The organism is Proteiniclasticum ruminis DSM 24773 (genome assembly GCF_000701905.1).
Lineage (GTDB): Bacteria > Bacillota > Clostridia > Clostridiales > Clostridiaceae > Proteiniclasticum > Proteiniclasticum ruminis.
Window position 1 is genome coordinate 312,500 of sequence record NZ_JNKC01000001.1, and the last position, 21,444, is coordinate 333,943.

21 protein-coding genes are annotated in these 21,444 nt (G+C 40.9%); all 21 read right to left on the reverse strand.

The annotated features are described in order from the left end of the window. Positions 1-96: 96 nt before the first annotated feature. The 21 genes from ppdK to T487_RS0101620 all read right to left on the reverse strand — a co-directional run bounded on the left by ppdK (position 97) and on the right by T487_RS0101620 (position 21,443). Positions 97-2,727, reverse strand: coding sequence for a pyruvate, phosphate dikinase (gene ppdK, locus T487_RS0101520; RefSeq protein ID WP_031573159.1), 2,631 nt, complete (start codon positions 2,725-2,727; stop codon positions 97-99). Between the two features lie 293 nt (positions 2,728-3,020). Further along, on the reverse strand, positions 3,021-3,569 hold the full coding sequence (locus T487_RS15690) for a UBA domain-containing protein (RefSeq protein WP_031573161.1): 549 nt from the start codon (positions 3,567-3,569) through the stop codon (positions 3,021-3,023). 20 nt (positions 3,570-3,589) lie between these two features. After that, entirely contained in the window at positions 3,590-4,234 is a 645-nt protein-coding gene (gene recO, locus T487_RS0101530; protein WP_031573165.1) for a DNA repair protein RecO, read from the reverse strand. Further along, complete coding sequence (gene era / locus T487_RS0101535; RefSeq protein ID WP_031573166.1) at positions 4,234-5,118, reverse strand: GTPase Era; 885 nt, start codon at positions 5,116-5,118, stop codon at positions 4,234-4,236. Before era ends, recO begins: the two co-directional genes overlap by 1 nt. After that, positions 5,111-5,530, reverse strand: coding sequence for a cytidine deaminase (locus T487_RS0101540; RefSeq protein ID WP_031573168.1), 420 nt, complete (start codon positions 5,528-5,530; stop codon positions 5,111-5,113). The genes era and T487_RS0101540 overlap by 8 nt, the downstream gene beginning before the upstream one ends. A 21-nt stretch (positions 5,531-5,551) precedes the next feature. Beyond that, on the reverse strand, positions 5,552-6,253 hold the full coding sequence (locus T487_RS0101545; RefSeq protein ID WP_031573171.1) for a diacylglycerol kinase: 702 nt from the start codon (positions 6,251-6,253) through the stop codon (positions 5,552-5,554). A 12-nt stretch (positions 6,254-6,265) separates the two neighbouring features. Beyond that, entirely contained in the window at positions 6,266-6,769 is a 504-nt protein-coding gene (gene ybeY / locus T487_RS0101550; protein WP_031573173.1) for an rRNA maturation RNase YbeY, read from the reverse strand. Between the two features lie 9 nt (positions 6,770-6,778). Next, entirely contained in the window at positions 6,779-8,821 is a 2,043-nt protein-coding gene (locus T487_RS0101555) for an HD family phosphohydrolase (RefSeq protein ID WP_051651425.1), read from the reverse strand. Positions 8,822-8,965: 144 nt separating this feature from the next. Then, entirely contained in the window at positions 8,966-9,946 is a 981-nt protein-coding gene (locus T487_RS0101560; protein ID WP_031573179.1) for an acrylyl-CoA reductase family protein, read from the reverse strand. 115 nt (positions 9,947-10,061) lie between these two features. Then, positions 10,062-10,505, reverse strand: a complete 444-nt coding sequence (locus T487_RS0101565) for a GatB/YqeY domain-containing protein (RefSeq protein ID WP_031573181.1) — start codon at positions 10,503-10,505, stop codon at positions 10,062-10,064. A 32-nt stretch (positions 10,506-10,537) separates the two neighbouring features. After that, complete coding sequence (gene rpsU, locus T487_RS0101570; RefSeq protein WP_031573182.1) at positions 10,538-10,714, reverse strand: 30S ribosomal protein S21; 177 nt, start codon at positions 10,712-10,714, stop codon at positions 10,538-10,540. 102 nt (positions 10,715-10,816) lie between these two features. Continuing rightward, a complete protein-coding gene (locus T487_RS0101575; protein ID WP_031573185.1) occupies positions 10,817-11,158 on the reverse strand; it encodes a histidine triad nucleotide-binding protein in 342 nt (113 codons plus the stop codon). A gap of 71 nt (positions 11,159-11,229) precedes the next feature. Beyond that, positions 11,230-12,525 carry a tRNA (N(6)-L-threonylcarbamoyladenosine(37)-C(2))-methylthiotransferase MtaB gene (mtaB, locus tag T487_RS0101580; RefSeq protein ID WP_031573187.1) on the reverse strand — a complete coding sequence of 432 codons (1,296 nt, stop codon included), beginning with the start codon at positions 12,523-12,525 and terminating at the stop codon, positions 11,230-11,232. Positions 12,526-12,528: 3 nt separating this feature from the next. Next, complete coding sequence (locus tag T487_RS0101585) at positions 12,529-13,263, reverse strand: RsmE family RNA methyltransferase (RefSeq protein WP_031573188.1); 735 nt, start codon at positions 13,261-13,263, stop codon at positions 12,529-12,531. Then, entirely contained in the window at positions 13,256-14,200 is a 945-nt protein-coding gene (gene prmA, locus T487_RS0101590) for a 50S ribosomal protein L11 methyltransferase (protein ID WP_031573191.1), read from the reverse strand. The genes T487_RS0101585 and prmA overlap by 8 nt, the downstream gene beginning before the upstream one ends. Positions 14,201-14,385: 185 nt before the next feature. Next, positions 14,386-15,528 carry a molecular chaperone DnaJ gene (dnaJ, locus tag T487_RS0101595; protein WP_031573195.1) on the reverse strand — a complete coding sequence of 381 codons (1,143 nt, stop codon included), beginning with the start codon at positions 15,526-15,528 and terminating at the stop codon, positions 14,386-14,388. A gap of 122 nt (positions 15,529-15,650) precedes the next feature. Further along, positions 15,651-17,489: a molecular chaperone DnaK gene (gene dnaK, locus T487_RS0101600; RefSeq protein ID WP_031573198.1), complete on the reverse strand. Its 1,839-nt coding sequence runs from the start codon at positions 17,487-17,489 to the stop codon at positions 15,651-15,653. 13 nt (positions 17,490-17,502) lie between these two features. Beyond that, complete coding sequence (grpE, locus tag T487_RS0101605; protein WP_031573200.1) at positions 17,503-18,126, reverse strand: nucleotide exchange factor GrpE; 624 nt, start codon at positions 18,124-18,126, stop codon at positions 17,503-17,505. Then, complete coding sequence (hrcA, locus tag T487_RS0101610; protein WP_031573202.1) at positions 18,113-19,165, reverse strand: heat-inducible transcriptional repressor HrcA; 1,053 nt, start codon at positions 19,163-19,165, stop codon at positions 18,113-18,115. Before hrcA ends, grpE begins: the two co-directional genes overlap by 14 nt. A gap of 212 nt (positions 19,166-19,377) precedes the next feature. Beyond that, complete coding sequence (locus T487_RS0101615) at positions 19,378-19,998, reverse strand: V-type ATP synthase subunit D (protein WP_031573205.1); 621 nt, start codon at positions 19,996-19,998, stop codon at positions 19,378-19,380. A 2-nt stretch (positions 19,999-20,000) separates the two neighbouring features. Continuing rightward, on the reverse strand, positions 20,001-21,443 hold the full coding sequence (locus tag T487_RS0101620; RefSeq protein WP_031573208.1) for a V-type ATP synthase subunit B: 1,443 nt from the start codon (positions 21,441-21,443) through the stop codon (positions 20,001-20,003). Position 21,444: the final 1 nt, after the last annotated feature.

Sequence of the window (21,444 nt, forward strand, 5' to 3'; positions counted from 1 at the left end):
AGTCCAAACTAAAAGAAAAGAGGATAATACAGCTGTCGTCACAGCCATATCATCCTCTTTTTTAAATTGAATCAGTGAATCGTATCACTAAATGAATTACTTTCTTGGGTTCTTAACCTGAGCCTGCGCTGCAGCCAATCTAGCTACAGGTACTCTGAATGGTGAACAGGAAACATAATCCAGTCCGTTTTCATGGAAGAAGTGTACAGAGGATGGATCTCCACCGTGCTCTCCGCAAACACCAAGCTTAAGGTTTTCCTTAACGCCTCTACCCTTTTCAACTGCGATCTTCACAAACTGTCCAACACCAGTCTGGTCAAGCTTTGCAAATGGATCAAAGTCATAGATCTTCTTATCATAGTAGTGCTTCAGGAATGTTCCAGCATCATCTCTAGAGAATCCGAAGGACATCTGTGTAAGGTCATTGGTTCCGAAGGAGAAGAAATCAGCTTCTTTTGCGATTTCATCAGCTGTTACACAAGCTCTTGGAATCTCAATCATGGTACCAACCAGATACTTCAGTTCAACGCCCTTTTCAGCGATGATGGCATCAGCTGTTTTCTTAACGATGTTCTTTACATACTTCAGCTCGTTTACTTCACCTACCAGCGGAATCATGATTTCTGGAACAGTATTCCATCCCATTTCCTCATTTACTTCGATGGCAGCTTCAATAACTGCTCTTGTCTGCATTTCTGCAATCTCTGGGTAAGAAATTGAAAGTCTGCAGCCTCTATGACCCATCATTGGGTTGAACTCGTGCAGTTCAGAGATAACATTGTTTAGATCTTCTACGGACATTTTCAGTTCGCTTGCAAGATCTGCAATTTCCTTTTCCTTGGTTGGAAGGAACTCATGAAGTGGTGGATCCAGGAATCTTACAGTTACTGGATGTCCCTGCATAGCCTTGTAAATCCCCTTGAAGTCACCCTTCTGCATTGGGAGAAGCTTCTCAAGAGCGACTCTTCTTGCTTCTTCTGTTCTAGCTACGATCATTTGTCTCATGATGAAGACTCTGTCTTCTGCAAAGAACATATGCTCGGTTCTTGTCAGACCAATACCTTCTGCCCCAAACTTGATGGCTTGTTCAGCATCATGTGGTGTATCCGCATTTGTTCTAACCTTGAGTGATCTGATTTCATCAGCCCAGGACATGAAAGTACCAAAGTGTCCAGATATTTCTGGTTCAACTGTAGCAATGTTTCCTTCATATACGTCACCAGCGCTTCCATCAAGGGAGATATAATCATCAGAAGAGTATACCTTTCCATTGACAGTCATGGTCTTATTCTTTTCGTCAACTTTGATTGAACCTGCTCCAGCTACGCAGCATGCCCCCATACCTCTAGCAACTACAGCAGCATGAGAAGTCATTCCACCTCTAACAGTCAGAATACCTTCTGCAGCGATCATTCCTTCGATATCTTCTGGTGAAGTCTCCTGTCTAACAAGAATAACTTTTTCACCAGCTTCGTGTCTTTCTTTAGCTTCAAGAGCGGAGAATGCAATCTTTCCTGTAGCAGCTCCTGGAGATGCTGGAAGTCCTGTTGCAATAATCTCATGCTTCTTCATTTCTTCTGTGTCGAATGCTGGATGAAGCAGTGTGTCCAGCTGCTTTGGATCCATCATAAGAATCGCCTGTTCTTTTGTAACAAGTCCTTCTTCGACCATATCAACGGCAATCTTTAAAGCTGCCTGAGCAGTTCTCTTACCATTTCTTGTCTGTAGGAAGTACAGTTTTCCTTCTTCAATGGTAAACTCCATATCCTGCATATCGTGATAATGGTTTTCCAGCTTGTTTACGATGTCAACAAACTGATTGTATGTTTCAGGCATCTGCTTTTCAAGTTCTTCAATTGGCTGTGGTGTTCTGATACCAGCAACAACGTCTTCACCCTGTGCATTCATCAGATACTCAGCAAAAATCTTTCTTTCTCCTGTAGCAGGGTTTCTGGAGAATGCTACACCAGATCCTGATGTCTCACCCTTGTTTCCAAACACCATTTCCTGTACGTTAACAGCGGTTCCCCAGCTGGAAGGAATATCATTCATTCTTCTGTAAATATTTGCTCTTGGGTTGTCCCAGCTTCTGAATACAGCAGTAATGGACTCAATCAGCTGTGCTCTTGGATCCTGTGGGAAGTCTTCTCCCTTTCTTTCCTTGTAGTAGTTCTTAAACTTCACTACAAGTTCTTTCAGATCATCAGCAGATAGTTCGGTGTCAAGTTCTACGGCCTTTTCTTCCTTCATTTCATGAAGAATTTCTTCAAAGTCCTTCTTGTCAACATCCATAACTACGTCTGCAAACATCATGATGAATCTTCTGTAAGAGTCATAAGCAAATCTTTCATTGCCAGTTTCCTTAGCAACAACTTCAACTGTCTCATCATTCAGACCAAGGTTCAGGATAGTGTCCATCATACCAGGCATGGAAGCTCTTGCACCTGAACGTACAGAAACAAGCAGTGGATTAACTGTTCCACCAAATGATTTTCCTGTAACTTCTTCAAGCTTGTTCATGGTTGCATGAATCTCTTCGATGATTTCAGGTGTAATAACCTTTTCATCATCATAGTATTTGTTGCAAGCCTCAGTAGTAACTGTGAATCCCATTGGTATTGGAATTCCGATGTTAGTCATTTCTGCCAGGTTGGCACCCTTACCTCCAAGGAGGTTTTTCATTGTAGCATCACCTTCACTAAAAAGGTATACATACTTCTTTGACATAGATTTCCCTCACTTTCAATCTTTTATGTGTAACCACATATATTTGAATCCGGTAGAACCGAGAGTTCACGAAATTATGAAGCAAAACGCTTCAAAATCCTCATATATTATAGCATAAGTCCTAAGTGAATTGTACAACATTTCTAATGGTTTTTAGTTTATTCATTAATTACTGGCGGTACAACCCATGGATACGATTACAGTCTGTGCTATAATATCCAATAAATCGACAAATTATAAGACCTCTCCATCATAACAGAGAAGTCTTAAGTAAAGATGAAGTTTATGCAAATTTAGTATAGATCTGAAGAGAAATATCCACCGAAATCATCTTCATGTTTATCCTCTTTTTTGAAATGGATTTTGTTGGTAAAGTCATCCATCTTTCTGGAAACCGAAACTTTTGACAGACTAAAAGCATTGGCCATTCCAAAAAATTTTGCTCTCAACGGTTTTGTCAGTTCTATTTCTCTACGGTCTGATTTCACTTTCACATCAATGCCAAGCAAGAATAACGCACCCACAGCACCTAATAAAATCTTTGGTTTCCGGGCCAGCAGTAAGGTCCCTATAACCGCCACAGGCAGAGGTGCTTCAAGCGATTGTCCTTTATAGGAAAAATCTACCATCTCTGATGTCGTCTTTCGAATACTCTCCACCGTCTTATCTTTATAATCGCGTATCTCATCAAATCTTTCATCTTTCAAGTTCTCGAGATAGATTACAGCTTCAAGTACATCATTTCCACTTTGTTCCAACGCATTTTTTGCTTCTTCATAAGTCACTTTCTTTCTTTTTCTGACCTCATCTACTTTCGCAAGCATTTCATTCTGCAGTTCCATCTTTTACCTCCTTATGGACTTTACATATATTTTAGCATATCCAGACTCTTAGGTTTACGCTGATAACTGTCTTTAATGATAAAGGATGTGATTCTTTGGAGTTCAGCCTTTACTGCAGGCTCCATCTGATAGTCCGCACTCTTGGTATATTCATTCCTCAAAAAGAACTCCGCTGCTTGGAGCGCTTCATTTGAAACAGCAAAGGGAACAGATTGACGTCCAATGCGGTATCCCGTCAAGGTGATGAGTTTGATTTCATAAACCAGCGTAATTACCTCAACATCTATTGCCTCAGACTCCAAGAGGTACAGTGCCGTCACCAGATTTCTGTAAAGATAAGGCTGCACTTCCTCATCCAATGTCACAATGTCAATCATTTCCAAAAAATAGGATGCATAAGTCAGAAGTTCCAAAGATGAAGTTACTTCAGAAAAACCGTGTATCAGAGTACCCTCATTGAAATTATAGAGTGATTTCCCCTTAAATAACAAGAAATCCCCAAAAATCATTGGACGTGTCATGAACTGGTACCGGTATTTAGGAGATCGTGCACCTTTACACAAAACAGAAACTTTACCAAGCTCTTCTGTAAAAATCCATAGAATCTTATCCTTTTCTTTGTAATCCATGGTTTTGATTACAATACCTTTTGCTTTCACCTGCATTATTCTTTATACCCAAGCTCCTTCAGTAGCGTCTGATTGTCTCTCCATTCCTTACGTACTTTTACAAAAGTCTTCAGATCCACTTTACCTTCCAGGTATACTTCCATATCTTCCCGAGCCCATGTCCCGATCTTCTTCAGCGTCTGGCCACCTTTGCCGATAATGATCCCCTTATGGGAGTCTTTCTCACAGATAATATCTGCTTCAATATACCAGTTCCCATTTTCTTTTTCCTTCATTGTTGTAATCTCAACAGCAATACCATGAGGTATCTCCTGTTGAAGAAGCTTCAATGCCTTTTCACGGATTGTTTCAGCCGCCATGAATCTCAAATGGACATCCGCCACCATATCTTCAGGATAATACATAGGACCTTCAGGCAGATATTTCTTCACAAGGGCAAGAATGTCTTCAGTATTCTTACCTTTCAGCGCTGAAATTGGAATGATTTCATTGAATTCTGCTGCTTTACCATAGAGTTCTAGAGTTTTAGCCACTCTATCCTGCGTGAACTCATCAATCTTGTTCACCAGGAGAAACTTAGGTGTTTTAAGCCCTTTCAGTTCTTCCAGAATAAGCGCATCACCAGGATGAATTTCTCCTGATGCAGTTGTGATGAAAATCACCAGATCAACTTGACTCAAGCTCTCCTTAGCAACATGAACCATATACTCACCCAGTTTATTCTTTGCTTTATGAATTCCCGGAGTGTCCACAAAGATAATTTGAGCATCGTCATCTGTATAAATTGCATTCATATTCTTTCTAGTAGTTTGGGGCTTGTTAGAAACAATGGATAACTTTGCTCCCATTAAATGGTTGATTAGTGTCGACTTTCCTACATTAGGCCTGCCTACAACTGTAATAAATCCTGATTTAAACATTTTTAACTTCCTTCTCTTTATCGAGGTCAATCTTAGTAAAAGCGCCTGGCAAAATATCTTCCATTGTTTTTACAATGTACTCTTCTTTGCTTTTTATTATAATGATCGGAATTTCTTTGCTTTCAGCAAACTCCACAATTACTTGTCTGCAGATTCCACATGGATATGTAAAATTCTGGATATCCCCAACCACAGCAATGGCTTTAATTTTCTGATGCCCATGGGATACTGCATTGAATATCGCAGTACGCTCTGCACAGTTGGTAGCACCATAGGAAGCATTTTCAATGTTGCATCCACTGAATATGGAATCATCCTCCATAAGCACTGCAGATCCTACTTTAAAGCCTGAATATGGAACATAGGCATGTTCTCTGGCTTCGAGAGCTGCCTCAATCAATTTTTTGTACATATTATCCCTCATTTCTAAAATTTAGTAACCGAAAACTCTGAATAAAAGAATTGTAATGAGAAAGCCCAAAAGCCCTCCAACAAAAACTTCTTTAATTGAATGCACCTTCGAGTCTACTCTTGACTGCGCTACAATAAGTGCCATGATAAAACTGAGTGTAATGGCTATGGTGGAGTCAGACAGATAGCTGATGACTGTAGCCAAACTGAAGGCCACAGCAGCATGTCCAGATGGCATACCTCCTTTTAATGGCGTACCTTCTCCCACAACAGCTTTTGTGAGAATTACAGAAAGAGCCACAATAACAAGTATGACAATGACAAGATAAGGACTTGAATGTTTGACAAGCTGTACTCCCCGATAGGTAAATGTGGTGATTTCCTCCCAAAAGATAAAATAACCCACAGCCAATGCATTCACAGCTGTCAGAAGCACGGCTGCTGCTGCCGTGTTCTTGGCAATTTTTGCCAATGGATGATAGTGATTCGTAGTGGCATCAATAGCACTTTCTATCGCAGTATTCAGAAGTTCTGTGGCCATCACCAAGGTCATGCTGACAAATAGAATCAGAAGCTCAACCTTTGTGATATTGGTGAAAAGTGAAAAGAGTATAACCACAATTGCAGCGACCATATGAATCTTCATATTCCGCTGAGTTCTTACAGCATAGATGAACCCAGAAATCGCATAATTAAAACTGTCCAGTAGGCCCTTTAAATCCATTATAGCACCACCTTATTCACGGGTTATGTCTAGAGCCTGAAGAATCCGTTCTTCAGCTTCACGCATTCTTTGTTTATCTTTATCTGTCATATGATCATATCCCAGAAGATGCAGAATCGAATGTATCGTAAGATAGCATGCTTCCCTTTTGATAGAATGCCCAAACTCCAAAGCCTGTTCATTGGCTTTTTCCATGGAAAGCACCACATCGCCAAGAAGAAGAGCATCTCCGTCGTAAAATTCAGGACCAAATTTATAGTTCAGATATATGTCACCAAAAACTTTTCCTTCCTCATAGGAAATCATCGGAAAAGAAAGAACATCCGTCTCTTTGTCCATGTTTCTATACTCTCTATTCATTTCTTTTATCGTATCATTATCCACAAGAAGCATGCTGATCTCCGCTTCCTCTTCAACGCTCTGGTCTTTCAAAGTAAAAAGGATTGCTCCCTTTATGCTTTCCAGTAGAGATTCCGTAACCTCAATCTGATCTTGTTCATTTTCAATAATAATCATTGTTATCTCCTAACTGTTGGCTTTTTTTCTCTTATCCTCTGGATATTCGATTCGTTCATGATAAATAGAGCCAAATGTTTTCAAAAAGTTCTTTCTGATCTTTGATACATCACTGAAGGTAATGTCACACTCATCAAGCTGTCCATCCTCTAATTTGTCTTTAAATATCTTATAGACCATAGCTTCCACTTTCCCTTGAGTGGGATCTGAAATACTTCTGACCGCTGCCTCAACACTGTCAGCCAGCATCATAATCCCTGCTTCTCTGGTTTTGGGTTTAGGACCAGGGTATCGATAGTCCTCTTCCTTCACGGAATCTGGGTCTTCTGCATTATTCTTCATGGTCAGATAAAAATACTTCACAAGAGTTGTACCGTGATGCTGAGCGATCAGATCTTTGATTTCCTGTGGCAATTTTGCTTTTTCAGCCATTTCTAAACCAATCTTCACATGATTGATGATGATCAGCGTGGAGAGGTTTGGCGAGATTTCATCGTGAGGATTCTTAGACCCAATCTGATTTTCTTTAAAGAATTGAGGTCTTGAAAGCTTGCCGATATCATGATAGTACGCTGCAACGCGAAGTAAAATACTGTTCGCATGCAGCTCTTCAGCTGCAGCTTCCGCAAGATTTCCCACCATAATACTGTGGTGATATGTCCCAGGCGCCTCCATCTGAAGCCTCTTTAACAATGGATGATTTGGATTTGCCAGTTCCAGAAGCTTAATCTCTGTTACCACATTAAAGGTATTCTCAATGAGCGGCAAAAACCCAATCACAAGAATTCCGGATAAAATTACACCACTTGCAGCAAACAAGGAATTCCTTATGGAATCCGTGACAGAGTTGGACAGCAGGAACCCTAAAGAAAGTGAAACCACAAAAGTAACCACTGATATATAAAAACTTGACTTTAAAATATCATTTCTTTCTTCCACTTTATTGATAAAAATCACACTAAGAATAGATGTCAGCATCAGAAGAAGCAGAACCTGTACATTGAACCCCGTCACAATGCTTAGAAAAACAGCGCTATAAAGAGCCAAGCTTTGTCCCACACGTTTTTTCACAAGAATGGTCAAAAGCATTGGAAGGAATGTGTAGGGAACAATAAACGGACTGATGATCACCATCACCCTTGCTAAGGCCAGTGCAAGATTCATAAGAAGGAATATCAGCGCGATCTTTTTTGTGTCATCATAAATAACTTTATAAAAACGCATGAGATAAAAAACAATGATCAGATGAATACTGAGCACTGCAACAACTAAACCACTGTAGGGTAGAGCATTGAAGCCACTTTCACTGAGATATCCTAGTTCTGAGAGAATCTCCAGCTGATTGGCATTGACTGGATCCCCTTCTTTGACTATGGTCTGGTTCTTCTTGATGAGAACAGGGGTTATACTGTTTTCAGCTTCTTCCTTCAGTCTTGCTGTTGCTTCCTCATCATAGAAATAGTTTGGTTTCACTAAGGTCACTACAAACTGCTTGATGGCATTTTTCGCAGCCTCATTAAAACTGAAACTGTCCACAATATCAGACATTTCAGTTCTCGACCGGGTGATTTTGTTCTCATCATCTTCTTCTAATGGTGTCTCATATATTTTGTTGATTCCATTATTTATTGTGTTTAAGGCATACCTCAAATCACTGTTGTCGATGGAAAGCAGTGCAAAGTATCCCTCTTGGCTTATCCCATATGTTCCGCGTTCCGACAAAACTGTGGCGATCTCATCCAAAGAAACCATAGGATTTCTGGAGTTGATGATTCCATTGAAGAAATCATTGCTTTCTTTCAGTGCATTTCTTCTTACTTCCAGTTCCTGGGTATACTGATTCTGAACAGAGGCTACCGCATCCTCAATTAAGGCTTTGGTTGTCACTTCATCCACCAAATCCACATTTGCTCTGAAATCAACAGGCGCAATATCTCCAACCTTAAGATCATACTTTTTATTCACGATACTCGTCAGAAGGATAATAAATGTTACGATGATGGATACTAGAAAAATTCCATATCTCCACCAGGTTTTTCTTTCTATTCTCATTGCAGCTCCTTATGTTATCGTATGTTTAAATATCAGGATATTCAGTGTATTACGTTCAATAACTAAATTTCTACTTCCATAGCATCTTCACTTTATTATATATTCAGTTTATCAAACTATGCTCTGAAATACCACTGATTGAACTCATATGTTCATGTCAACAACAACTCTGCCAACACCTTCAGAAGGATTCAAAAGCTCCTCTCGCAGCTCATTGAAAGAAATCACATTCTTCACTGTTCTTCCAAGATTCTCAGAATGCCAAGAGGTAGCAAGCTTTTTAAATATGTCATTTCTTATGGTATGGTCCACCATCACGCTATCGATTCCTTTTAAAGTAATTCCCCTTAAAATAAACGGAAAGACTGTACTCTCAAACCTGATTCCTGATAAGTTCCCACTGGTACAGACAATTCCACCGTATTTTACCTCCGTAAGAATATTCCCTAAGGCTTCTCCACCTGTTGTATCCAGTACCCCATCCCACTTCTCTGTGGATAAAGCTCTTCTTTTTTCCAGCAAACCATCAAATAACAGCACCTCATGAGCGCCTAGAGATTCCAGATACTCTTTATGCTCCAATGATCTCGTTGCAACTGATACCTTGGCACCTAGTTTATGAAGTATCAGCACGCCATGGGAAGAAACACCCCCACTTCCGCCTGTAACAAGAATCTTTTTCCCTTCGAGATTTCCAAGGACTTTCTCCATGGCATCCACAGATAAAGCTGCTGTGAACCCGGCAGTACCATAAATCATTCCGTCTTTCAACGTCATTTCCTCAGGGAGTCTGATCAGATGTTCCTGCTTTACAGCGACGGATTCCTGATACCCTCCTGGATGGTCTGTCCCATAGCCATATCCTGTGACCAGTACTTGGTCTCCAACAGAATAGTCTGGTGCTTTACTATCCACAACAATCCCCGAAAAATCAATTCCAGGAACCATTGGATATTTTCTCACCACTTTACTTGAAGCATCCACAGAAAGTCTATCCTTATAGTTGATGCCTGTATAAGACACCTTGATTCTCACTTCTCCATCTGAAAGATTCAGAAGATCTATATTTTGATAATTTAGTACAGAACCATCCTCCATCTTTTCCAATATCAATGCTCTTTTCATATGTTCCCCTTCCTCAAGTATTTTCCCTTTATTATATCCTTTTTCAAGATTTCTTACACCTTGTTTAGAGACAAAAAAACTCATCTTATTTCACAGAAACAAGATGAGCCATTTTTTATTTCGTTAAATAATTCTTCACCAGAGTGCTCACAAGTTTGCCATCGGCTTTACCTGTAATCAACGGCTTGAGTGCTGCCATGAGTTTCCCCATGTCTTTCATGTTATTTGCTCCGATTTCTTTAGCTGTATTCTCAACCAATTCAATTATTTCATCTTCTTTTAACTGCTTTGGTAGATAACTTAATAAAGTTTCTATTTCGAAATTGCTTTGTTCAACCAGGTCAGCTCTTTGACCTTTTTCAAACTCAGCTACAGCATCTCTTCTCATTTTCACTTCTCTAGCGAGAATCTCAATGATTTGTTCTTCAGACAGTGAGGTTTGAGCATCTTTTTCAGCATATAGGATTGCAGATTTCGCCATACTTAAAACACTGGCTTTCCCCTTATCCTTGCTTTTCAACGCTTCTTTCCAATCATTCTGAATCTGTTCTTTGATCATAGTTTGATCACACCTTTTCTAAAAAAAGAAAACTACTTGAACTTTCTCTTTCTTGCTGCTTCGGACTTAAGCTTCTTCTTAACACTTGGCTTCTCGTAATGTTCTCTCTTTCTTACTTCACCAAGAATTCCGGATCTTGCACACTTCTTCTTGAAGCGTCTCAGTGCGTTCTCTAAAGATTCATTTTCTCCAACTTTGATTTCTGACATTCATTATCCCTCCCTCCGCTAGTTAAAAATATAAATATCAGCCTTTCGGGCAAAATAACACACTAGTAATTATAGTACATATTTTCAAAACAGTCAACGTTTTTAGCCCGGCGGCCAAGTGAGACTTCTTCCACCCAGCAGATGGAAATGAAGATGAGCCACAGTCTGCCCGCCATCAGATAGAGTGTTCACGACAACGCGATACCCTGATTTATCAATACCTTCGGCCACAACTATTGTTTGTACTGCTTTATATACATTTCCAAGTAAAGCGGTATCTTCTGCTTCCAGCTCATTCACCGACGAAATATGCTTTTTGGGTACAATCAGCACATGAGTTGGCGCTTTAGGATCAATGTCTCTGAATGCATAGACAAATTCATCCTCATAAATTTTCTCAGATGGGATCTCTCCTTGAATAATTCTACAAAATAAACAATCCATTCTGATCCACCTTTCTTATTTTACTTCTTGATTCAGTATATCAAATAAACCATGTCTGGGGGAAGTCAATTTCAGATAATCTCTCCGATCAGGTAATCCTCTTTCAACCCTATGATCTTCGTTTCCAGGTATTCTCCTTGAATATCCAAAATGCTCTCTACCTTTACCTTCAGATAATTCGCTGAATATCCGAAATGAACCCCATCTTTTCCTTCCTCATAAAGAACTGCAAGTGATTTCCCTAGATATGACTCATGAAATAATGCTTCTTTCTCATTGCTCTGATTCATAATGCGTTTGCTTCGTATATCTTTAAGCTCACCCGAAACCTGCTCTTTCATCTGATAAGCTGGTGTTCCTTTTCTCTGGCTGTACTTAAAGGTATGCACCTTTGTCAGATTCAGTCGGTCAAGAAAATCAAAGGTCTCCTGGAACTCCTCTTCAGATTCGCCTGGAAATCCAACAATCACATCCGTAGTAATGGAAACATCAGGCTTCTTCTGCCTAAGCTCCGATACAACCTCTTCAAAATCTCTTGCCGTATAACGGCGATTCATTCTCCTTAGAGTACTGTCTGATCCAGACTGGAGTGATAGATGAAAATGAGGGCAAAGCTTTGTCAGCTTCACAATACGGTCCATTCTTCCTTCTTTGAAGAACATGGGCTCAATGGAGCCAATTCTAACTCTTCTGATACCATCTATCTCTTCTATTTTATCCAGTAGGTCCAAAAGATCCCACTTTTCCTGAAGATCATGTCCGTAAGATGCAATGTGAATTCCTGAAAGAATTACCTCAGTATACCCTTCCTCAGACAGTTTTCGGATTTCATCAAGAACTTTTTCGGGATTCTTGCTGGATAATCCTCCTCTTGCGTAAGGAATAATACAGTAGGTGCAGAATCGGTTGCATCCATCTTGAATCTTTAAAAAAGCTCTCGTCTTTCCCTCATATCCAGTCACCCCTAAATCTTCAAACTTTGAGTTTAAAATCAGTTTGTCGGTAACCTCTACGATTTGACGTTTCTCTGCTCTTGCCTGGTTCACATGATAGACAATATCACTTTTATTCCTGGAACCCAGTATGACATCTACCCCTGGAATTGCCATCACATCATCTTTGCTCACCTGTGAATAGCAGCCTACTACAGCGACGGTAGCTTGAGGATTCTTCCTCTTGGCTCTGCTGATGTACTGTCTGGACTTTTTATCTCCCATGTTCGTCACGGTACAGGTATTGATCACATACACATCGGCTGATTCATTGAAATCAACCAGCTCATACCCGTCTTTCTTGAACATTTCAATCATGGCCTCTGAGTCATACACATTGACACGGCAGCCAAGGGTCTGAAATGCGACTTTCATCAATTATTTTCCTCCCATATCTCCATACAAAAGCTGGGCCATGGCCACAGCTGTAAACCCTGCTGTTTCAGTTCTTAAAATCCGGTTGCCTAAAGTAAGGATCTTAGCGCCTCTGCCTTTTAATAGCTCAATCTCTTTTTCAGTAAAACCACCTTCTGGACCTACAAATATCCCCATGGAACTGAGACTCGACAGCTCCTTTTTAAGCGTAACAAATCCATAATCTTCCTGGTTCTCATAAGGGACCACAAGGACATCCAGCTTTTTCATCTCCATCAGAAGATCCGAGAAATCGATGGGCTCCAGGATTTCCGGAAGCACACTGCGCTTTGACTGCTTTGCAGCTTCCAGGCAGATCCTCTTCAGACGATCCAGTTTTTTAAACTCGGATGAGTTCTTGACCACTACACGTTCAGTCACTACAGGGATGATTTTCTGAACACCAAGCTCCGTGCATTTCTGAACAATGAGATCCATTTTCCCTGCTTTTGGAAGCCCTTGGAAAAGGGTGACCTTGAGTGGACTTTCATTGCTCTCCGCTACTTTTTCACACAGTTCCACTTTAGTCTCATTCTTCTCTATAGACTCGATTCTGCCGAGAAAATCCTGACCTTTGAGATCATTGATCAGTATTTCATCCTGCTCTTTCAGTCTCAGCACACGGCTCAAATGCTTGTGGTCGTCTCCTCTGATATAAGCAAAGACATCATCCAAATCCTCAGTGAAAAACTTATGCATGAGCCACCTCCGCAATGATGCAGACCCACTCTCCTTCATATCTTACTTCTTTCACCATGAATCTATTTTCCCTAAGTCCATTTCTGACCATCTCTTCTTTTTCCCGGATAATCCCTGAGGATATGAACACACCATCCGCATGAAGCTTCTTTTTCACATCGGGTATCAGCACCAAAATAATTTCTGCGATGATATTTGCCACGATGATGTCTGCTGTTCCATCCACCACATCCATTAGATTTCCATGAAGAATTTCCACATTTTCGAGGGAATTGTATCCCACATTTTCCTTTGCAGAATCTACCGCCACAATATCGAGATCCACACCTACTACTTTGGAAGCGCCAAGTTTGGAAGCACCAATGGCCAATATACCCGATCCGGTTCCGATGTCAAAGACTGTAGTATCTTTTTTCATGTAATCTTCAACGGCTTCCAGACACATTCTTGTTGTCTCATGGGTTCCAGTCCCAAACGCCATACCTGGATCCATATGCAGTATGATTTCGTCTCCCTTAGGCTCATACTCCTCCCAGAGAGGTTTCACCACAAAACGTTCTCCGATCTTCGTCGGTTTATAATATTTCTTCCATTCATTCGCCCAGTCGTCCTCATTGACTTCTTCCGAGAATATTTCATACTCATGGAACTGCACACCAAAAGATTTGGCTTCCTGAATCTTCTCCTCAATTTCTCTCACGATTTCAGCGACATCCACATCTATGTTGAAATATGCGCGAACCACCGCCTTGTCTTTTCCATACTCAAAAATATTGATGTCAGCAAAATCCCATGTGAGAGGACCTTGTTCCCTGCCTAAAATATCACTGGGGTCTTCGATGGATACCCCTTTTACATCCATTGTATAAAGAACACCTTGGATAAACTCCAGATCTTCTTCCTGAAGAACAATTTTAATTTCATTCCATGTACTCATTTTATTCTCCTATCGCATTATGCTCGTTCTAATCACCAGAGCGCCTTACAGATTCTGTTAAAGACATTCCTTTGTAGTTACCTTACTTCTTCAATCTATTATATTACATTCTCAGAGAATGAAAAGAAACACCCGAAAAAAAGCCTCAGGTTTTCCTGAGACTTTTTTTCTTCCGATAATCCTTTTTAGAATATACCGAATTTTTTCTTGTCTTTTTTATCTTTTTTATCTTCTCTGTTCTCACGGTCCACAATCTGACCAGATGCTTCCAGGAACTGATAAAGGGCTTCTTTTTGAGCATCATTGAGTTTCTTTGGCACATCCACGATGACGTTCACATACTGATCTCCTCGTGCTCCACTTCTGGAATTTACCATAGTTACGCCCTTGCCTTTCAGTCTGAATAAAGTTCCTGACTGAGTTCCAGATGGAATATCATAGGATACATCCCCATCAATTGTTGGAACACGCACTTCTTTTCCAAGTGCAGCTTCAGCAATGTTGATGTGTGTATCCACATAAATGTCATCTCCTTTTCGGATAAAGAATTTATGTGGTTTCACTTGGATGACAACATGAAGATCTCCTGAAGGACCTCCCTTTGCTCCTTTGTCCCCTTGGCCTCTCAACGGCATTACGTTCCCAGAATCTACTCCCGCAGGTACTTTCACACTGATTTTTCTTCTCTGGCGAACTTGACCTTTTCCACGGCACTGTTCGCAAGGTTCTGTGATGATTTCCCCGGTACCGCCACAAGTCTGACATGGAGCTTCCTGTATCATATTGCCGAAGAGTGTCTGTCTCTGTACACGGACAGTTCCCTGACCATGGCAGGTTTTACAGGTCTCTTTGGATGTTCCTTGCTTAGCACCGCTGCCATGGCACACATCGCAATCCTCAGTCCTTGTGATATGAATGTCTTTTTCCACGCCAAATACAGCTTCTTCAAAGCTGAGATCCAAACGGTACTCCAGATCCGCGCCACGTCTTGGGCCTGTCCTTCTTCTTTGACCGCCGCCAAATCCTCCACCAAAGAAAGATTCGAAGATGTCGCCAAAATCTCCAAAGTCCTGAGCATTGTATCCAGCTCCAGCTCCACCAGCATTAAAATCTGTTGTGCCGAACTGATCATATTGGGCTTTTTTCTGAGGATCAGAAAGAATCTGATACGCCTCGTTTATTTCTTTGAAATTTTCTTCCGCTTCCTTGTCCCCTGGATTTTTATCTGGATGATATTTAATCGCAAGTTTTCTGAAAGCACTCTTAATCTGTTTTTCATCGGCACCTTTTTGAAGTCCAAGGACTTCATATAAGTCTTTTTTCGCCATTCTTACACCACCTATTAGTATGCACTGCCTTCAGCCAAGGCATAGAATACGGATTACAGCTGAATAAGGGAAGAGCAGCATGTGCCCACCCCTCATCCAAGTACTAGAGTATTATACCCTCTTTATTTGTCATCCTCAACCTTGAAATCTGCATCAACAACATTATCACCTTGAGGTCCAGCTTGTCCAGCCTCTTCAGCTCCTGGTGTTCCCTGGTTCTGAGCTGCTTCTGCCTGATAAATCTTAGAAGATACTGCATAGAATTCATTGGTCAGTTCTTCAGTTGCCTTCTTTATAGCATCCATGTCACTGCCGTCTTTGATGTTCTTCAGCACTTCAAGCTTCTCTGTGATCTTTGCCTGATCCTCTTCACTGATTTTCTCCTTCAGTTCTTCCAGAGTCTGCTCAGTCTGATAAACAGCCTGATCTGCATTGTTCTTGACTTCTACTTCTTCTTTCTTTTTCTTGTCTTCTTCAGCGAATCTTTCTGCTTCCTTCACTGCCTTATCGATTTCTTCATCGGACAGATTTGTAGAAGCTGTAATAGTGATATTCGCTTCTTTATTCGTTGCCTTATCAACTGCAGCAACTTTTACGATACCATTGGCATCAATGTCGAAGGTAACTTCAATCTGCGGAATACCTCTCTTTGCAGGTGCAATTCCTGATAGTGTGAATCTTCCAAGGGTCTTGTTGTCTGCGGCCATCTGTCTTTCACCCTGCACAACGTGAACTTCTACAGAAGTCTGACCATCTGCCGCTGTTGTGAAGATCTGGCTCTTCTTGGTAGGTATTGTGGTGTTTCTTTCAATGATTGGTGTAGCAACACCGCCATAGGTTTCAAGACCAAGTGTCAGTGGAGTTACATCAAGAAGAAGGATATCCTTCACTTCTCCAGTAAGAACACCAGCCTGGATTGCTGCACCTAATGCAACAACTTCATCCGCATTGACACCCTTGGATGGTTCTTTTCCGGTAAAGTCTTTGATTGCATCGATGACTGCAGGAATTCTGGTGGATCCACCTACTAAGATTACCTTGTCGATATCGTTCAGTGTAAGCCCTGCATCATTCAGAGATTTCTTCATAGGCTCGATGGTAGCCTTCACAAGGTCAGCTGTCAGTTCATTGAACTTTGCTCTTGTCAGAGTCATATCGATATGCTTTGGCCCAGTTGCATCAGCTGTGATAAATGGCAGGTTGATGGAAGTGGTCATGGAAGAGGAAAGTTCTACCTTTGCCTTCTCTGCAGCTTCCTTCAGTCTCTGGAGCGCCATTTTATCAGATCTTAAATCGATGCCATTGCTCTTCTTGAACTCATCGGCAATATAGTTCATGACTCTTTCGTCAAAATCATCTCCGCCAAGCTTTGTGTTACCATTGGTGGAAAGAACTTCGAACACACCATCTCCAAGATCCAGGATAGAAACGTCGAAGGTTCCGCCTCCCAGGTCATATACAAGAATCTTATGGGCTTCATCCACCTTATCCAGGCCATATGCTAAGGAAGCTGCAGTTGGCTCGTTGATGATTCTAAGCACCTCTAGTCCAGCAATCTTACCTGCATCTTTGGTTGCCTGTCTCTGGGAGTCGTTGAAATACGCTGGAACTGTAATAACAGCCTGTGTTACTTTTTCGCCCAGGTAGGACTCAGCATCCGCTTTCAGCTTTCCAAGAACCATCGCTGAGATTTCCTGTGGTGTGTAGTCTTTGCCATCAATATTGAACTTCTTGTCAGTTCCCATGTATCTTTTTGCTGAAGCAATGGTCTTATCTGGATTGGTGATAGCCTGTCTCTTTGCAACCTGTCCCACAAGTCTCTCCCCATTGGCCTGGAAAGATACTACTGATGGTGTTGTTCTTCCACCTTCAGAACTGGTGATGATGACTGGATCTCCACCTTCCATAACTGCAACTACTGAGTTTGTTGTACCTAAGTCAATTCCTATTACTTTTGCCATTTTATATTTCCTCCTAATTTGCGACCTTAACGACGCTGTATCTAATTATTTTTTCTTCTCTTTGATATCCTTTTAAGAAAACATCAACAATTTCTTTCTCTGTGTAACTTGGATCCTCTACATGCATCACTGCCTCATGAAGATTTGGATCAAACGGAGTTTCTGTCGAAATCTCCGTAACTTTCAGCTTTTGCAGAGAATCGTGAAATTGAGCCAGTGTCATAGAGACACCTTTCTTCAATGCTTCCACATCCTGAGCCTCCACTTTCAGAGACATTTCCAGATTATCCAGAACTGGAAGAAGCTCCTTCACAACATCTACGATACTGTCTGCATAGATCCCTTCCTTCTCTTTCTGTGTTCTCTTTCTATAATTGTCATATTCTGCACTGATTCTTGCAAGCCTGTCTTTCAATGCACTGTTTTCATTTTCCAGCTTCTTGATGCTTTCCAGCATTTCCTTTTTCTTTCTGAACAGTTCCTTCATATCTACCGTATTCTCAACTTTTTCTTCAGTATGCTCTTCACTGGATTCCACCTCATTTGTTTCTTCCTCCAATGTTTCCACAGGATTCTCTTCAGTGGCTGCTTCCTCTGTCTTCAAATCCTCAGGATTCATATTCTTATCCTCCGTCATTTACATCCTCCTCGTTGAGCTTCTTTTTCAGCTCTTTCTTCACATTATTTATGATAGACACTACCTTCTGATAATCCAGCCGTCTCGGGCCAATCAGATTGATGGTGCCAACATTTTCATCATTGATTCGATAACTTGTGGTGATGATTGTGAAATCCTTTGCTTCAGGAAGCGCCAGCTCATCTCCTAAGGTGATCATCATTTCCTCATCCAGATCTTCCATATCATGAAAGAGCAGTTCAGGCTGCTCCAGAAGTCCCAGAAAGTCCTTCATTTTGTTGATGTCTGAAAACTCAGGATAGTTCAGGATTTTTGATGTTCCATCCACAAAATACTGATCTTCAGAAGCTTCTTCATTTAAACTGTCATAAACTGCCGACAGAATCGATAAAAACAGTTCATCATACCCTTCCAGATCATTTTTCAAACTGTTGACGATATGAAGATTGATGTCTTCAATGGTCATATCCTTCAGCTTCAGATTCAGAAGGTTGCAGATGTTTGTCAGCACTTCTGGTTCTGGTGTGTGATTCAGCTTGATAAGCTTATGGGTGATTGATCCATGGTCTACCATGATCACCGCAAGAATTGTATTCTTCTCTACTTGGATCAGCTGAATATTTTTCACATGAGCTTTTGAAAGACTGGGTTTCTTGGCGATAACCGCCAGATTCGTCAGCTCAGAGAGCATCATCGCTGTCTGTTTCATGATCTTGTCCATTTCAAAAGCAGCCATAGTGATGATTTTATCTTTGATAAATCGCACCTCGTCAGGACTTAATGATTCAAGTGTCATGAGCTTATCAATATACATACGGTAGCCCTTTGCTGAGGGAACCCTGCCTGAAGAAGAGTGCAACTGATCCAAATAACCCAGTTCTTCCAAATCCGCCATTTCATTTCGGATGGTAGCAGAACTGATGCCTAATTTGTATTTTTTCTCTAAGGTTCTAGACCCTACAGGCTCTCCTGTCATAATATAATCAGTGACAATCGCTTTCAGTATTTCAAGTTTTCTTCGATCCACTTCTGTTGACACTCTAACTCCCCTCCTTTTATTAGCACTCAAAACAAGTGAGTGCTAACAGGTACGTTATTAAAATACCACCTCCCGGGAGATTTGTAAATACCTTTTTTCTAATTTTAACCTAGTTTTAATGCTCCTCCCAGGATCCACACACTTCCCCACTTATGAGAAAAGCTCTCTATCACGTTCATCGCCAAAGCGAATCCCACAACAGAGAGCTTTTCTTATATTTTTCGGTCTTTTTTGCTTTTAATCACTTTTTGCCTTGTGAATTCTTCTCGTTCCTTCTCTTCCAAGGCTTCTGTAATAAACTTGATATTCTGCTGAAACTCAGGAATCACAATATTTTTCAACGCATTTGCACGCTTCTGTGATTTTCTGATTGCATTTGCTAAGCGGTACACAGAATTCTCAATATCAGCAAGTTTTACAGATAACTCCTTCACTTCCTGAAACATTCTATACGCATAGTCAAACTTCGTATTTGCCCTCTCCATACCATAAGTGAGCTTCATTTGAGGCTTCTCGTGAGAAACCATAGGTATTTCCACACCCATGACACTTCGGTAGGTGATTGATATCCCATCATCTATGGGTACCATTTCAGCGAGATCAGAGATGATTCCAAGCGTGGTATTAGCTTCTTGCAATGCAATATAGGCTTTATTGAACGTAACTGAAATCTGGTCTCTCAAACTCTTTATTTCATCTAAATGAATCATGATCTCTCTGATGAGAATATTTCGTTTTCGATCCATGAGCTCATAACCTAGTTCAGCAAGAGAACTGGATTTTTTCAGTGCGATGAGATTTCCCTTCGTTGGAAAAACCTGATTATTTGCCATAATTATTCACCATCCATTGCTAGTTCACGGATGATAGACCTTTCAGCAATCTTAAATCTTTTCATGCTCCGCTCTCGATTGTAGTTCTGATCGAGGATTTCGGAATCAATTCTATCCAGTTCCTGTTTAGGTAGCATCGAAAGCAGATCCCATCCGAGGTCCAGAGTTTCAAGAATATCTCTATTTGTATCCATTCCCTGATTCAGGAACTGGCTTTCAAAGAGTTTTCCAAACTCCATATACTGCTTATCCAGATCACTTAACTCATCTTCACCAATAACAGAAGCCAAACTTCGTGCATCCTGTACTTTCGCATAACAGGCAAACAGCTGATTCGCTACAGAGGAGTGATCTTTTCTAGTATAACCATCACCAATACCATCCTTCATCAGTCTGGAAAGTGAAGGCAGTACCCCTACAGGCGGATATATCCCTAGCTGATTCAAGTCTCGATCCAAAACAATCTGGCCTTCGGTAATATACCCAGTTAAATCTGGGATAGGGTGTGTAATATCATCATTTGGCATTGTCAGTATCGGAATCTGTGTTACAGATCCTTTTGCATTCTCAATAATTCCTGCTCTCTCATAAAGAGATGACAAGTCTGAGTACAGATATCCTGGATATCCCTTTCTTCCTGGAATTTCTCCTTTACTGTTGGAGAATTCACGCAGAGCCTCACTGTAGGAGGTAATATCCGTTAGAATAACCAGAATGTGCATATCATGTTCATAAGCTAGATATTCAGCGGCTGTCAGAGCACAACGTGGTGCAAGAATACGTTCTATGATTGGATCATTAGAAAGATTCAAGAACATCACCACATTTTCCATTACACCGGCTTCTTCCAGAGATCTTTTGAAGTAATCCGCAACATCATTCTTAACACCCATTGCAGCGAAAACAACTGCGAAGTTTTTTCCGTCTCCTTCGGATATTTTCGCCTGCTTCACAATCTGAACTGCCAGCTCATTATGTGGCATTCCTGAACCTGTGAAAATCGGCAGTTTCTGTCCGCGGATTAGCGTTGTAAGGGCATCAATACTGCTGATTCCGGTATTGATATAGTTTCTTGGATAAATTCTAGATACAGGATTTAGCGGCAAGCCATTAATATCCATCATTTTATCTGCAAAAATCTTACCAAGGCCATCAATAGGCTTACCTGCCCCATTAAATACTCTACCAAGAATTTCCTTTGACAAAGGTAATTCCATCGGTTTCCCTGTGAACTTTGACGTGGTGTTTTTTAAAGAAAGACCATTGGTCCCTTCAAAAACCTGGACAACCACACGTTGCCCATCTATCTGGACGACACGGCCTGTTTTCACCGTGCCATCCTTCATTGTAATTTCTACTAATTCTTCATAACCAACTTCCTTCACATTGTCTAACACAATGAGAGGGCCGTTAATTTCGCTAAGTCCCAAATACTGAAGGCTCAAC